This window comes from Clostridium carnis, from assembly GCF_054657435.1.
Map to the genome: position 1 here is coordinate 2,391,239 of NZ_BAAHYS010000001.1, position 15,082 is coordinate 2,406,320.

Here is a 15,082-nt window from a genome sequence, read left to right on the forward strand (position 1 = left end):
CTTTATTACTTTACTGTGATAAAGTAATAAATAGATAAAGTGATAAATAAAAGGGGGATTTTAAAATGAAAAAAATAATAAAAAGTATATTTACATTTGCTTTAGTAGGGGCTATGGCATTTGGACTTGTTGGATGTGGAAATAATAAAATTAAAAACTCAATGGAGAAAGAAGAATTAGTATTAGGATTTGATGATACTTTTGTACCTATGGGTTTTAAGGACGAAAATGGAGAAATAGTTGGATTTGACATAGAACTTGCAAAGGCAATTGGGGATAAACTTGGAAAGGAAATTAAGTTTCAACCAATTGATTGGAGTATGAAGGAAACTGAATTAAATAATGGAAATATAGATTTTATATGGAATGGTTATAGTATTACTGAAGAAAGAAAAGAGAAGGTTGAATTTTCTAGACCATACTTAAATAATAGACAAGTTATTATTACTCTTGTAAATTCAAAAATTAATTCAAAGGATGATTTAAAAGATAAAGTAGTAGGAGCACAAAATCAATCAAGTGCAACTGATGCGATTGAATCAGATGGAGATAGAGTAGATACATTTAAAGATGGCAAAATAGTAACTTTTGACACAAATAATGAAGCTTTAATGGATTTAGAGGCAGGAAGATTAGATGCTGTAGTTGCTGATGAAATATTAGCAAAATATTATATAAAACAAAGAGGTTCTGATAAATATAAAGTTTTAACAGAAGATTTTGGAAAAGAAAGCTATGGAGTTGGTATGAGAAAAGATGATAAAGAGCTAGTTGAAGCCTTTAATAAAGCTTTTGAAGAAATAGTTAAAGAAGGAAAAGCAGCAGAAATATCAAGGAAATGGTTTGGAGACGATATAATAGCAAATAAATAGAGATATGTAATTAAAGGAGGAGTAGAAATGACATTAATAAATGATATATCAAGCCTTATACCACAGATATTAGAAGGGCTTAAGGTTACTTTAGAAGTATTTGCATTAACTTTAATATTATCTATACCACTTGGTATACTTATATCACTTGGAAGGATATCTAAAATAAAATTATTAAAATCAATAACAGGGTTATATGTATTAATACTTAGAGGAACTCCTCTTTTATTACAAATACTATTTATATTCTTTGGATTTCCGTTAATAGGAATAAAAATACCGAGATTTCCAGCAGCAATATTAGCAATGGTATTAAATTATGGGGCTTACTTTGCAGAAATATTTAGAGCTGGAATACTTTCAATAGATAAAGGGCAATTTGAGGCAGCAGAGGTTTTAGGACTAAGTAAAAAAGATACTTTTTTTAGAGTAATAATGCCGCAATCATTAAAAAAGATATTTCCACCAGTAGCTAATGAAGTAGTTACACTTGTAAAAGATACAGCTTTAGTTTATGTAGTTGGTATGGATGAACTTTTAAAAGTAGCAAAGATTGCTTCAAATAGATTATCTTCAATAATGCCATTTGTTGTTGTTGCAGTAGTATATTTATTGTTTAATGGATTATTAACTAAGATATTAGAAAAGGTAGAAGAAAAGTTCAATTATTACAATTAAGGAGGGGCTAATATGTTGAAAATAAAAGATCTTAAAAAAAGTTTTGGTAAAAATGAAGTTTTAAAAGGTGTAGATATTGAAATAGCTAATGGAGAAATATTAGTAATAGTAGGTCCCTCTGGCGGTGGTAAAACAACTTTGTTAAGATGTGTAAATGGACTAGAATTTTGTGATAGTGGAACTATAGAAGTAGATGGTAAAAAACTTTGTGAAAATGGAAAATATGTAGATAAAGTAGCTTTTAATGAAGCAAGAAGAGAAATCGGATTAGTATTCCAAAACTTTAATCTTTTTCCTCATATGAGCGTTTTAGAAAATATTATAGAAGCTCCACAAAGAGTTCTAGGTGAAAGTAAGGAAGAGGCAATTAAAAAGGCAAGAGAAATATTAGGATTTCTAGGGTTAAATGATAAAGGTGAAAGCTATCCATGTGAGTTATCAGGTGGACAAAAACAAAGAGTTGCAATTGGAAGAGCATTAGCATTAAATCCAAAGCTTATGTGTTTTGATGAGCCTACATCAGCTTTAGATCCAAGTTTAACAGGAGAAGTAGCAAATCTTATAAGAAGTTTAAGTAAAGATGGTATGAGTATGCTTATTATAACTCATGATATGAATTTTGCTAAAAAGGTAGCAGATAAAATTTATTCAATGGAAAAAGGAAAGTTATTAGAAGGATTAATATTTGAAGAAAATGTCATATAAAAAATGAGATTATATTATAGATAATTGTTTATAATATAATCTCATTTTATTTTTTAATTACTTTTCTTTTTTATCATTTATCCTAAAGAAAACTTTAATTATTTCATTAATAACAAATGGTATTAGTGAAATACCTATTACAACTAACCAATCCTTAAGGCTTAAAGCATAGACTTTAAATACATTTGCTGTAAAAGGTATTGAAATTATTGCAAGTTGAATAACGATACCAAAAACAAGTGATGCGATAAGCCATTTGTTTTTAAATATTCCAACTTGGAATAATGACTTTGTTTCGCTTCTCATTGTTAAAGAGAAGAAAAGTTGAGAAACACTTAATACTACAAATGCCATGGTTTGAGCATGTCTTAATGAATCTGGATATAAATATTCACCAAGTACAAAAGCAAATAAAGTAGTTGCACCTATTAATAGACCATTAACAATAAGAAGTTTACCCATTCTACCTGCAAATAAACTTTCTTTTGGGTTTCTTGGAGGTAGATCCATTACACTATGATCTCCAGGGTCAACTCCTAAAGAAAGTGCTGGGAAACTATCAGTAATTAGATTTACCCAAAGTATGTGGATAGGAAGTAATGGGGCTGGCCAATTAAGGAGTATTGCAAAGAATAAAGCAACAATTTCTCCTAAATTACAACTAAGTAAAAACATAATTGACTTCTTTATATTATTAAATATATTTCTACCTTCTTCAACAGCTTTAACTATAGTTGTAAAATTATCATCTGTTAAAACCATATCAGCAGCACCTTTAGCAACATCTGTACCAGTGATACCCATAGCAACACCAATATCAGCAGATTTTAAAGATGGAGCATCATTAACACCGTCACCAGTCATAGAAACTATATTTCCATAAGATTTAAAGGCTTTTACTATTTTAACCTTATGCTCAGGAGATACACGGGCAAATACTCTATAATTATTAACTATTTTAGTAAATTCTTCATCAGAATAAGAATCTATTTCACTTCCAGCCATTGCCTGGGAAATATCATCTGCTATTCCAAGTTCTTTTGCTATTGCAACGGCAGTATTTTTATGATCTCCTGTAATCATAATAGTTCTAATGCCGGCACTTTTACTTGTTTGTATAGAAGCTTTAACTTCCTCTCTAGGAGGGTCAATCATACCAACTAAGCCAATAAAAATTAAATCACTTTCTAATGAATCAATAGAAACATGTTCATTTTCAATTTCTTTATAAGCTAAAGCAAGTACTCTTAAGGCAGTATCAGACATTTCATTTGAAGCATTTAAAACTGTATCTTTAGCTTCCTTTGTAAAGTCTTTAACTTCTCCATTTAAAATAATTTTATTAGATATTTTTAATATGCTATCAATAGCACCTTTAGTAAATACATAATATCCTTTATCATATTTATTAACTGTACTCATAAGCTTTCTATCAGAGTCAAAAGGAACTTCATTTACTCTTTGATGAGATAAATTCAACTCATCTTTAAAGATATTTAATTTATTACCTACATCTATAAGAGCAATTTCAGTTGGATCTCCTGTTTGAGTATTACCTTTAGAGGTAGCATCATTACATAATACCATTCCATCTACTAAAAGCTTACTTTCTTTATTGGATATATCAATTGAATCTAAGTCTTTAAGTTGACCATTTACATAATACTTTTTAACAGTCATTCTGTTAATAGTTAATGTTCCAGTCTTATCTGAACAAATAATATTTACAGAACCTAATGTTTCAACAGCGGGTAATTTTCTTATAATAGCATTTTCCTTTATCATTCTTTGAACACCAAGTGCTAAAACTATAGCAACTATTGCTGGAAGGCCTTCAGGAATTGCAGCTACGGCTAAACTTATAGATGTCATAAACATTTCCATAAAGTTTCTTCCTTGAAACATTGAAACAACAAACATAATTATTGAAATACCAACAGCAGCAAAACCTAATGTTTTACCAAGTTGTGCAAGTTTCTTTTGAAGAGGAGTAGAATCATCTTCTTCTGCATCAAGCATTTTAGCTATTTTTCCTATTTGAGTATTCATTCCAGTTCCAACTACTATACCAAGACCTCTACCATAAGTGGCAAGAGTAGACATAAAAGCCATATTGTGTTGATCCCCAATAGGAACTTCATCTGAAACAGAAATAATATTAGTATCTTTTTCAGATGGAAGAGATTCACCTGTAAAGGCTGATTCTTCAATTTTTAAGTTTGCAGATTCAATAAGACGTAAATCAGCAGGAATATATCTCCCAGCATCAATTACCACTATATCACCTAAAACAACTTCTTCGGATGGGATTTCTATTATTTCTCCATCTCTTTTTACTAAAGCTTTAGGTGTTGACATATTTTTCAAGGCTTCTAAAGCTTTTTCAGCCTTTGATTCTTGAACAACACCAATGATTGCATTAACTAAAATTACAATAAGGATTATAATAGCATCACTAATTTCACCCATAAAAGCCGAAATAGCTGCTGCTACTAAAAGTATATAGATCATGACATCATTTATTTGGGCAAAAAAAAGGGCAAGCATAGATTTTTTCTTTTTTCCTTCAAGCTTGTTTGGCCCATCTTTTTCAAGCCTTAATTTAGATTCAGTTGAAGAAAGTCCATTTAGAATATTTGAATTTAATTCTTGTACAATTTCTTCAGAACTTTTATTGAACCACATTTGAATACCTCCTAACTAGTAAATAATGTAAAATAAAAATCTACTATAAGTATAGCATAAATAATTTTGTATCAGTTCATACCTAGTAAAAAAAGTAAAATAAATTATATAGATATTTTTACTAGTTGAATTAATGTAGCTTTGGTATAATGAGGTAGAGAAAGGGTGGAAAATATGGAAATAGGAAGAGTAAATAGAAAGAGTCCAATAAAGCAAGATAGAAAAATTATATCTGAAAAAAGAGATTTTTCACAAAGTTTTAATCAAGCTAGAGAAAGAAAATCAGAAGAGCAACTAAGAAAAATGATAGAAGATATAAAAAAAAGAGGAAATAGATTGGTTGTTACAAAAACTTATGGAGATGTAATTGCATATAAAAAAATGATAAAAGAATATTTAGAATCTATATTAAAGTTTATGTATGATACAAAAAAAGATATAAGCTTTTGGCAAACACAATATTTTGTAACAGTAGATACAATAGATGGGAAATTAGAGGAATTAACTCAAGCTATGTTAAATGAAGAGTCAGAAAACTTAAATATTGCAGCATCAATAGATGAAATTCAAGGATTAATAGTAGACATATATAGATAGTATTATTATAAATTACATATAAAGTACTAATGGTTAAAGATTTGCTTTTAAGTCTTTAACCATTATTCCTAATAAAAGATAATTATATTATATATAAATATAACTAATAAATATTATTAGTTGAAAAGAAATATCTACTAGCATATAATAATATAATATTACTTTAAATGGAGGTTAGTTATGGTAAAAAGATTTATTAGATACTACAAACCATATAAAAAATTATTCTTTTTTGATATGTTTGTAGCATTTGTCGCAGCACTTTGTGATCTTGTTTATCCAATGATGACAAGAACTTTAGTAAATGATAGTATTCCAAATAAAAATATAAGAATGCTTTTAGTTTTTGCAGTATCACTTTTAGCTATATATTTAATTAAAGCGGCTTGTGGATATTTTATGCAATATTATGGACATGTTATGGGAGTTTCAATGCAAGCTGATATGAGAAGAGACATGTTTCTTAAGCTTCAAAAATTACCTAATTCGTATTTTGATAATAATAAAACAGGTGATTTAATGAGTAGGATGATTAATGATTTAATGGAAGTATCAGAGCTTGCTCATCATGGCCCAGAAGATTTATTTATATCAATAGTAATGCTTATAGGTTCATTCACTGTGTTATGTACTATTAACATATCTTTAACAATTATTATATTTGCATTTATACCTTTTATAGTTTTATTTACATGGAAGAAAAAAAATAAAATGTTAAATGCTTTCATGGAAACTAGAGTAGAAACATCTGCCGTAAATTCAACACTTGAAAACTCAATTTCAGGTATAAGAATTACAAAAGCATTTGTATCACATAATCATGAAATAGAAAAATTTCAAAAAGGAAATAATAAATTTAGAGTTGCAAGAGGAAAAGCTTATAAAGTTATGGCAGAATATTTTGCAGGAGTAAACTTTGGAATAGATTTATTAGATTATGTAGTTTTAATAGCAGGAGGAATATTTACTTTTAATGGAGTTATTAATATTGGAGATTTTCTAGCATATCTTTTATATATTAAGTTATTTACTCAGCCAATTAAAAAGTTAGTTTCATTTATGGAGCAATATCAAAATGGTATGACAGGTTTTAAGAGATTTTTATCTATTATTCAAGAAGAGGAAGAGAAGGAAAAAGACGGTGCATTTAATCTTGAAAAAGTTAAGGGTGAAATAAACTTTAAAGATGTTCATTTTAGTTATGAAGATAACAATATATTAGAGGGGATATCTTTAAATATTGAAGCAGGAAAAATGTTAGCCTTAGTAGGACCATCAGGTGGAGGAAAAACTACCTTCTGTAATTTAATACCTAGATTTTATGATGTTACAGATGGTGATATCACAATAGATGGAAAAAGCATATACTATAGTACATTAGAATCATTAAGAAAAAATATAGGTATTGTACAACAGGATGTATTTTTATTTACAGGAACAATAAAAGAAAATATTTTATATGGAAGGCAGGATGCTACAGATGATGAAATCATAGAGGCTTCTAAAAGAGCAAATATTCATGATTTTATTATGAGTTTAAAAGATGGCTATGACACCTTTATAGGAGAAAGAGGAGTTAAGTTATCAGGAGGTCAAAAACAAAGAATATCTATATCAAGGGTATTTTTAAAGAATCCTCCAATACTAATACTTGATGAAGCAACCTCAGCTTTAGATAATACAACTGAATACATGATACAAAAATCATTAGAAGAACTTTGTAAGGGAAGAACCACTATAGTAGTTGCTCATAGATTATCTACAATAAAAAATGCAAATGAAATATTAGTATTAACGGAAAAAGGCATAGAAGAAAAGGGAAGTCATGAAGAACTTTTAGCTAAAGGTGGAAAATATAAAGAGTTATATGAAGCACAATTTTTAAATTTAAAAAAGTAGAATATTAAAGTTTTTTAATAAAATTAATTTATTAGGAAAAAATAAATAGAGTACTAAAAAGTAACCTATTGACGATAAAGCATAATATGTGTAAAATTAAATCATGATTTAATACCCCTAAGGGGTATAGTAGGAGGTAAATTTATATGGTTCAACATGTATCAGAAGTAGATTTTAATGCAGAGGTTTTAAATTATAAAGGAGTAGTTTTAGTTGATTTTTGGGCAACATGGTGTGGTCCTTGTAAAATGCTTGCTCCTGTTTTAGAAGAAGTGGCTAAGGAAGTAACTAATGCTAAATTTGTAAAAGTAGACGTAGATGCAAATCCAAATCTAGCAAATAAATATCAAATAGCAAGTATTCCAACATTAATGATAATGAAAAATGGAGCACCAGTAGAAACATTAGTAGGTTTTATGCCAAAAGACGCATTAAAAGCTGCTGTAATTAAACACCTATAAAAAAAGAGAAGGTGAAACTGTGGAAGAAAGATATGATATTGCAATTGTAGGTAGTGGTCCAGCAGGACTATCTGCTGCATTAAATGCAAAAATAAGAAACAAGAAATTTATAGTTTTTGGACATAAAAATTTAACTAATAAATTAGTTAAAGCACCTAAAGTTAACAATTATTTAGGATTCTTTGGAATGACTGGAGAGAATTTAAAAGATAAGTTTGAAGCTCATTTAAATGCCATGGACATAGAGGTTACAACAGAAAGAATTAATAGCATTTATGCCATGGGTGATTATTTTGCGTTAATGGCAAATGATAAAACTTATGAAGCTAAATCTATAATTTTAGCAACAGGAGTTGAATATACAAGACCTATTAAAGGCGAAGAGCAATATTTAGGAAAAGGTGTTGGATATTGTGCAACATGTGATGCTCCTTTATATAAAGGAAAAACAGTTACAATAATAGGACACAATAAAGAAGCTGAAGAAGAAGCAAGCTTTGTTAGCGAACTTGCAGAACTTGTATATTATATTCCTATGTATAAAGGTCCTTATAATCTAAATGGAAGTATAGAAGTAATTGAAGATAAACCAGAAGAAATAGTTGGTGATCTTAAGGCGAAAAAATTAATTCTAAAAAATAGAGAATTAGAAACAGATGGGATTTTTGTATTAAAGGATTCTATATCACCAGGTCAATTAGTTCCAGGATTAAAAATAGAAGATAATCACATAGGTGTTGATAGATTAATGAGAACAAATATACCAGGATGTTTTGCAGCAGGAGATTGTGTAGGTAAGCCTTATCAATATATAAAATCTGCTGGAGAAGGAAATATTGCAGCTTTAAGTGCAGCTCAATATTTAGACCAAATTAAATCAAATTAGATGATAACTAGGGAGTAAGCTACAAAAGTAAGTAGTTTACTCCTTTTTAAATATAATAAATAAAATAACTATTATATAAAGTTATTAAGAAATATTTTACATTAATATTAAAAATGTTATTATATCAATAAATAGTAGTTAAGGGGAAGGGGAGTACTGTATGACATTTTTAATTATCACTTTTATAATTATCACTTTTATAATTATAGCTATAGCAGAATTTATGCATCTAGCAGTAAATAAAGCTTTTAAGAAGACAATTTTAAGAAAGCGAAAAGATAAGGAGATAATTATAAAGGAATTAAAATCAAGATATAACAATGATTTTAAAAAATATGTAAACTTGAAATATGATGAAATTATTATTAATAGTAGTGATGGATATAAGTTAAAAGGATTCTTCTATAATGTTAATAACAACTCTAAAAAAATAGTTATAATTCATCATGGATATTCTGCAAATCATTATGTATGTCTTCAATTTGCAGAATTATTTTTTAATGAAGGTTTTAATGCTTTACTAATAGACATGAGAAGTCATGGTGAAAGTGATGGAAAATACGTTACCTATGGATATAAAGAAAGAGAAGATTTAGATATATGGGTTGATTTAATGAGAGAAAAAGTAGGGAATGATGGAATATTAGGATTACACGGTCAATCTATGGGTGGAGCAACTGTATTAATGTATGGAGGAAAGTATGAAGATAAAATAGATTTTATAGTTGCTGATTGTGCATATTCAAATGGAAGGCAGATAATAAAGGAACAATTTAAAAAAAGTAATGCTCCATTTTTTCCCCTATATATATTATTAAATAGAAGGTTAAAAAAAATATGTAGGTTTGATATGAATCTAGTATCACCTATAGATGATATTAAAAATAGTAAAGTTCCAGTATTATTTATACATGGTACAAATGATAATCTTGTACCTTATAAGATGAGTGAAGAAATGTATAATTCTAAGGGAGGGAATTTAGATAAACTTCTTTTAGTTGATGGAGCTAAACATGTAGAAGCATATGCAACTAATAATAAACTATATAAGGATACTTTAAAAGAATTTTTAGATTCAATAATAAAATAACAAATATTAACATATATACAGTTGTGTGGTAAAATTAAATGTGTAATAAAGTGTATTGGGAAGGTGAATGCAATGAGTAATAAAATTAGAATTGGAATTGTTGGGTATGGAAATTTAGGAAAAGGAATAGAGAATTCTATTACTCAAAATAATGACATTGAAATTGTTAGTATTTTTACTAGGAGAGATATAAAGACTGTTAAAACATTTGGAACTAAAATAGACTCAATAGAAAATATTTCTAAATATAAAGATAAAATAGATGTAATGATTTTATGTGGCGGTTCTGCAACGGATTTAGAAAAACAAGGACCAATGGTAGCAGAAATGTTTAATACAGTAGATAGCTTTGATACTCATGGAAAAATACCAGCATACTTTGATAAAATGAACAATGTAGCTAAAAATTCTGATACATTAAGTGTAATATCTGTTGGATGGGATCCGGGATTATTTTCATTAAATAGGTTAATTGGTCAAGTAGTATTACCTAAAGGAAAGGATTATACTTTTTGGGGATCTGGAGTAAGTCAAGGACATTCAGATGCAATTAGAAGAATAAATGGTGTTAAAAATGCAATTCAATATACTATTCCAATAGAAAGTGCCCTTGAAAAAGTAAGAGTAGGAGAATGTCCAGAGTTTAAACCAAGGGAACAACATGAGCGTGTATGTTATGTTGTTATAGAAGACGGAGCAGATAAAAATAAAATTGAAGAAGAAATAAAGACAATGGAAAACTATTTTGTAGGATATGATACAATAGTTAATTTTATTTCAGAAGAGGAATTGAAGTTAAATCATTCAGGAATGCCTCATGGTGGGTTTGTAATTAGAACTGGTGTTACAGGTAGTGGATATAAGCAAAAAATAGAATTCTCTTTAAATTTACAAAGTAATCCGGAGTTTACTTCAAGTGTATTAATAGCATATGCTAGAGCTATATATAGATTATCAAAAGAAGGAAAAAGAGGAGCAATTACAGTATTAGATATACCATATTCTTATCTTTCACCAAAAACAGCAGATGAATTAAGAAAAGAACTTTTATAATATAATTCCTTAAAATCATTTCATGATATATAATATATCTAAAATATATTTATAATGAGGTAGATTATGAATAAAAGAAAAGATTACATATCATGGGATGAATACTTTATGGGTGTTGCTATTTTAGCAGGCAAAAGAAGTAAAGATCCTACGACCCAGGTTGGAGCTTGTATAGTTGATAAAGAAAATAAAATATTAAGTCAAGGATATAATGGTCTTCCAAGAGGATGTTCAGATGATGAGTTTCCTTGGGGACGAGAGGGTGAAGTTCTTGAAACTAAATACCCTTATGTAGTTCATGCAGAGTTAAATGCAATATTAAATAGTAGAGGAAGTAATCTTTTTTCTTCTAAAATATATGTTGCATTATTTCCTTGTAATGAATGTGCTAAAGCCATTATACAATCTGGCATTAAAGAGGTTATTTACTTATCAGACAAATATGCAGATACTGATATGGTTAAGGCATCTAAAAGATTATTAAGTGCTGCAGGAGTAACTATAACAAAGCTAGAGCCCAAAAATAAAAATATCGAAATATCATTAGATATAAAGGATATTTAATAAAGAAGACAGAAAAATTAAACTTAAAATTTAAGTTTAATACATAAGATTGTTAATAATAAACCTTAAATTCTATTAACAAAAACTTAACAAAAGTAATTAAGGAAATATACTATATGTAGTTAAATGCTATTTGCAAATACTATATATAGTATATTTTTTATTGTCAAGACTTGAATATATATAAAAAAATATGTAATATAAATAGGACAAAAGAGAAGGATAGGTGAATCATGTTGATAGTAGTTGGTGGTATGATAGGTTTAGGTAAAAGCTCAGTTGCAGAAATTTTAGGGGAACATTTTAAATCAGATGTATTTTATGAAAGTGTTGATGATAATCCAATATTACCTTTGTTTTATAGCGAAACAGAAGAAGAAATACAAAAGAATAGATATCCATTTTTATTACAGCTATACTTTTTAAACACAAGATTTAAAAGCATAAAGGAAGCTCTAGTACATAACAATAATGTTTTAGATAGATCTATTTACGAAGATTGGTATTTTGCGAAAAAAAATATGGAGCTTGGAAGAATAAATAAATTAGAAATGGAGATTTATGAAGATCTTTTAAATAATATGTTAGAAGAGCTTAAAGAGCTTCCTAAAAAGGCACCAGATGTTATGGTATATTTAAAAGGGTCATTTGAAACTGTATTAAGTAGAATTGCATTAAGAGGAAGAGAGTTTGAAATAGATGAGAGTTTAAAAGAATACTATCACTTTTTATGGAAAGACTACGATGCTTGGGTACAAAATTATTATAGGGCATCAGAAGTAATTATAATAGATATGGATATTATGGATGTTGTTAATAATGATGAAGATAAAATTAAATTAATAGAATTAGTAGAGGAAAAATTAAAGGAAGTAAGATTAGTATAATAAAAGCAAGTTATTTGTAAAATACAGATAACTTGCTTTTTCAATTAAAGTCTATTTAAATAAATTAAAAGATGCATCAGATGGCATTCTCCAATCACCTCTAGGGCTTAAGGATATGCTACCAACTTTTGGACCATCAGGCAATGCGCTTCTTTTAAATTGTTGGGTAAAGAATCTATATATAAATTTATCAAGCCATTTTTGAATTTCTTCTTTACTATAATCATTTTTAAAGGCTTGCTGTGCTAAAAATAATATTCTTTCTTTAGAAGATCCATGCTTTATAAAATGATATAAGAAGAAATCATGTAATTCATAAGGTCCTACTATATCTTCTGTTTTTTGAGTAATTTCTCCATCCTTGCTTTTTGGTAATAATTCTGGACTAACAGGGGTATCTAAAATATCTAATAATGTATCAGCTACCTCTTTAGAAGATTCTTTTTCAGCTACATACCTAACAAGATATCTAACTAAAGTCTTTGGAATTGATGGATTAACAGAGTACATACTCATATGATCTCCATTATAAGTACACCAACCAAGAGCTAACTCGGAAAGGTCACCAGTACCTATTAATAAACCACCTTCTTTATTTGCTAAGTCCATAAGAATTTGAGTTCTTTCTCTTGCTTGCACATTTTCATAAGTTACATCATGTATATTTTTATCGTGACCTATATCTTCAAAATGTTGAAGAGAAGCTTTAACTATATTTATTTCTCTTAAGTCACAATTTAACTCTTTGCATAATGTTAAAGCGTTATTATAGGTTCTATCTGTTGTTCCAAAGCCAGGCATTGTAATTGTAACTATATTTTTATGATCTATTTTTAATAGCTCAAAAGTTTTAACAATAACAAGAAGGGCAAGAGTAGAATCAAGACCTCCAGAAATACCTATAACAGCCTTTTTTAATCCAGTATGTTCAAATCTTTTAGCTAGAGCTGAAGCTTGAATATTAAATATTTCTTTACATCTTTCTTCTCTTTGTTTTTCATTAGATGGAACAAAAGGATGTTTATCGATATATCTATCAAAATCTTTTATAGATATATCTTTAAATTTAAACTTAATATTATTTGCTTCAAAAGGAACTATTTTGTTGCTATCTCTAAAACTTAAGTTCTTCATTCTTTCACTATTTAACCTAAAAATATCAACACAAGAAGAAATAACTTCATTTTCTCTTTGGAATCTATCATTTTCTTTTAATAATGATCCGTTTTCAGATATTATCATATGTCCGCTAAAAAGTAAATCTGTTGTTGATTCAAAAACTCCAGCAGAAGAATATATGTAAGAACACATTGACCTTGCACTTTGGTTAGCTATTAAGCTTTTTCTATATTCCATTTTACTAACTAATTCATTAGATGCTGAAAGGTTTCCTATAATATTAGCCCCTAAAAGTGAAAGGTATGAACTTGGTGGAATAGTAACCCATAGATCTTCGCAGATTTCAAATGAAAATCTATATTCTCCACAAGTAAATATTAAGTTAGTTCCAAAAGGAATATCCTCTTGGAATGGTAAATCAATTTTTTCATCTATAATTCCAAGACCTTCACTAAACCAACGTTTTTCATAAAATTCACTATAATTAGGAATATATGATTTAGGTATAATACCAAGAATTTTTCCATCAAAAATTACATAAGCACAGTTATATAAAATATTATTAAGTAAAAGAGGAGCACCAATAGAAATTAAAATATCTAAATTTTTACTTTTGTTAGTGATAGATTCTAATGATCTAATAGCTCCATTTAATAATTGAGATTGCATAAACAAATCTCCACAGCTATAAGAGGTAACGCAAAGTTCTGGAAATACTACTGCTTTGGATCCTTCTTCTACAGCTTTGTCTATGCAAATATTAATATTTTGTAAGTTAAAATCTATATCAGCGACTTTGGTAATAGGGCAAGCTGCTGAAACCTTTATAAAATTCATAAAATCTACTCCAATCATTATATAATTGAAAATCTTTCAATTTTCTAAAGTATTTATTTTAGTATTAATCCAATAGCGAAAAAAATACCTACAAATAAATAATAAAAGGAAAACCTTAGAAAATCAATGAGAAACAGAGATAAGTAGAGATAAATAATGGAAAAAAACAATAAATAGTAACAAAAACCATATAAAGAGTTAAAAGAAATATTGTAATAATGTAAGGTGTATGGTATAATTAATTTATATTATACATAAAATATTAATATCTTTAGAAAAAAATGGTATAATAAATAAAAAAAGGGAGGGATGTTAATTGGCTTCATTAATTTTTTGGATTTTATTAGCAATTGCGGTAATAGTTTTAGATATTGCAACAAGTAGTTTTTTATTTGTATGGTTTGCATTAGGAGCATTTATTGCAATGTTAGCAGATCTTTTGGGGGCATCAGTAGGTGTACAAATTGTAACTTTCTTAGTTGTAAGTATAATTACAGTTTCAGTTGGATATCCTTGGGCACGAAAGAAATTTAAATCCTCAGTAACACATACACCTTTAATGGAAGAAAAATATATAGGTAGAGTTATGGTTGCAGAAGAGGGGATAAAAGAAAAATCAAGAGTGAAAGTTGATGGGATTTATTGGACAATAAAAAATAAAGGAGGAGAAATTAAAAAAGGAGAAAAATTTAAAATAACAGAAATAGAAGGAAATAAATTAATTGTAAAGAAAGAGGAGGAAAGTTAAT

14 protein-coding genes are annotated in these 15,082 nt (G+C 28.1%); 12 read left to right on the plus strand and 2 right to left on the minus strand.

Annotated features, from left to right (window positions below):
* The first annotated feature begins 65 nt into the window (after window positions 1-65).
* Genes ACYQ1T_RS11590 through ACYQ1T_RS11600 form a run of 3 tightly spaced genes read left to right on the plus strand, consistent with a single transcriptional unit; the run spans window position 66 to window position 2,255 of the window.
* Window positions 66-872, plus strand: a complete 807-nt coding sequence (locus ACYQ1T_RS11590; protein ID WP_459834863.1) for an amino acid ABC transporter substrate-binding protein — start codon at window positions 66-68, stop codon at window positions 870-872.
* 36 nt (window positions 873-908) lie between these two features.
* Entirely contained in the window at window positions 909-1,550 is a 642-nt protein-coding gene (locus ACYQ1T_RS11595; protein WP_459836525.1) for an amino acid ABC transporter permease, read from the plus strand.
* A 12-nt stretch (window positions 1,551-1,562) separates the two neighbouring features.
* On the plus strand, window positions 1,563-2,255 hold the full coding sequence (locus ACYQ1T_RS11600) for an amino acid ABC transporter ATP-binding protein (protein WP_459834865.1): 693 nt from the start codon (window positions 1,563-1,565) through the stop codon (window positions 2,253-2,255).
* 57 nt (window positions 2,256-2,312) lie between these two features.
* Here ACYQ1T_RS11600 and ACYQ1T_RS11605 read toward each other — a convergent pair whose 3' ends face one another.
* Window positions 2,313-4,940 carry a calcium-translocating P-type ATPase, PMCA-type gene (locus ACYQ1T_RS11605; RefSeq protein ID WP_459834867.1) on the minus strand — a complete coding sequence of 876 codons (2,628 nt, stop codon included), beginning with the start codon at window positions 4,938-4,940 and terminating at the stop codon, window positions 2,313-2,315.
* 174 nt (window positions 4,941-5,114) lie between these two features.
* On the opposite strand from ACYQ1T_RS11605, the gene ACYQ1T_RS11610 reads away from it, so the two are divergent.
* The 8 genes from ACYQ1T_RS11610 to ACYQ1T_RS11645 all read left to right on the plus strand — a co-directional run bounded on the left by ACYQ1T_RS11610 (window position 5,115) and on the right by ACYQ1T_RS11645 (window position 12,377).
* Window positions 5,115-5,537 (plus strand): YaaR family protein, encoded by a 423-nt coding sequence (locus ACYQ1T_RS11610; protein WP_459834870.1) that lies wholly within the window; start codon window positions 5,115-5,117, stop codon window positions 5,535-5,537.
* A 180-nt stretch (window positions 5,538-5,717) separates the two neighbouring features.
* Window positions 5,718-7,436: an ABC transporter ATP-binding protein gene (locus tag ACYQ1T_RS11615; RefSeq protein ID WP_459834874.1), complete on the plus strand. Its 1,719-nt coding sequence runs from the start codon at window positions 5,718-5,720 to the stop codon at window positions 7,434-7,436.
* Window positions 7,437-7,582: 146 nt separating this feature from the next.
* On the plus strand, window positions 7,583-7,897 hold the full coding sequence (gene trxA / locus ACYQ1T_RS11620) for a thioredoxin (RefSeq protein ID WP_459834877.1): 315 nt from the start codon (window positions 7,583-7,585) through the stop codon (window positions 7,895-7,897).
* Between the two features lie 19 nt (window positions 7,898-7,916).
* Entirely contained in the window at window positions 7,917-8,783 is an 867-nt protein-coding gene (locus ACYQ1T_RS11625; protein WP_459834879.1) for an NAD(P)/FAD-dependent oxidoreductase, read from the plus strand.
* A 160-nt stretch (window positions 8,784-8,943) separates the two neighbouring features.
* On the plus strand, window positions 8,944-9,873 hold the full coding sequence (locus ACYQ1T_RS11630; protein WP_459834882.1) for an alpha/beta hydrolase: 930 nt from the start codon (window positions 8,944-8,946) through the stop codon (window positions 9,871-9,873).
* Window positions 9,874-9,945: 72 nt separating this feature from the next.
* Window positions 9,946-10,926, plus strand: a complete 981-nt coding sequence (locus ACYQ1T_RS11635; RefSeq protein ID WP_459834884.1) for a diaminopimelate dehydrogenase — start codon at window positions 9,946-9,948, stop codon at window positions 10,924-10,926.
* 66 nt (window positions 10,927-10,992) lie between these two features.
* Window positions 10,993-11,490: a deoxycytidylate deaminase gene (locus ACYQ1T_RS11640; protein WP_459834887.1), complete on the plus strand. Its 498-nt coding sequence runs from the start codon at window positions 10,993-10,995 to the stop codon at window positions 11,488-11,490.
* 233 nt (window positions 11,491-11,723) lie between these two features.
* Complete coding sequence (locus ACYQ1T_RS11645) at window positions 11,724-12,377, plus strand: deoxynucleoside kinase (protein WP_459834890.1); 654 nt, start codon at window positions 11,724-11,726, stop codon at window positions 12,375-12,377.
* A gap of 51 nt (window positions 12,378-12,428) precedes the next feature.
* Here ACYQ1T_RS11645 and ACYQ1T_RS11650 read toward each other — a convergent pair whose 3' ends face one another.
* The gene (locus ACYQ1T_RS11650; RefSeq protein ID WP_459834892.1) at window positions 12,429-14,333 is read right to left on the minus strand and encodes an NAD(+) synthase; all 1,905 of its coding nucleotides are present in this window, start codon (window positions 14,331-14,333) and stop codon (window positions 12,429-12,431) included.
* A 316-nt stretch (window positions 14,334-14,649) separates the two neighbouring features.
* Here ACYQ1T_RS11650 and ACYQ1T_RS11655 point away from each other — a divergent pair, with 316 nt between their 5' ends.
* Window positions 14,650-15,081, plus strand: coding sequence for an NfeD family protein (locus ACYQ1T_RS11655; RefSeq protein ID WP_459834895.1), 432 nt, complete (start codon window positions 14,650-14,652; stop codon window positions 15,079-15,081).
* Window position 15,082 lies beyond the last annotated feature (1 nt).